The sequence below is a fragment of the Cellvibrio sp. BR genome (assembly GCF_000263355.1).
Classification (GTDB): domain Bacteria; phylum Pseudomonadota; class Gammaproteobacteria; order Pseudomonadales; family Cellvibrionaceae; genus Cellvibrio.
In genome coordinates this window covers 1-524 of record NZ_JH668221.1, presented here as the reverse complement: position 1 = coordinate 524, position 524 = coordinate 1, and the positions used below count along the sequence as shown (strand labels likewise).

Below are 524 nucleotides of genomic sequence, written 5' to 3'. Positions count from 1 at the left end.
ATTTTTGAAATCGACAAATTGAATACCGGCCACTTCGCCGTCATTAACACCATCAGATGCACTGCCTGCACCATCAAAATCGTAAATATGCCACGTGTTGGAACCTGCATTGGCAACCAGCGTAAAGTCAAATGCATTGTTCGCAATAACGCGTGAAATGCTATCGACGTTATTGATGCCCGTTCCGTCCAATGTAACCGTATAGTTAGCATTGATATTGCGGAAATCCACGAAGTCATCACCTGCACCACCAGTGGCTGTAGTGACGCTGCCTGTGTTAAAGAAAACAAAACTGTCGCTGTCATCACCACCGGAAATATTATTTACCAATGCGTTGATATTGAATACGTCTGCACCACCGCGACCGGAAATGATTCCGTTAAACGCGGTATCGATAATAAAAATATCGTTGTCTAATCCACCTTGCAGATTTTTGAAATCGATAAACTGGATGCCAGCAACTTCGCCATCGTTTATGTCATCGGCGTTACTACCCGCACCGTCAAAATCGTAAATCCGCCACG

The 524-nt window shown here is 44.5% G+C and carries 1 protein-coding gene; it reads right to left on the bottom strand.

The genetic code is table 11. The annotated features are described in order from the left end of the window. Positions 1-524, bottom strand: a 524-nt coding sequence (locus tag O59_RS20770) for a hypothetical protein (protein ID WP_040393977.1), incomplete at both ends; no start/stop codon positions are given.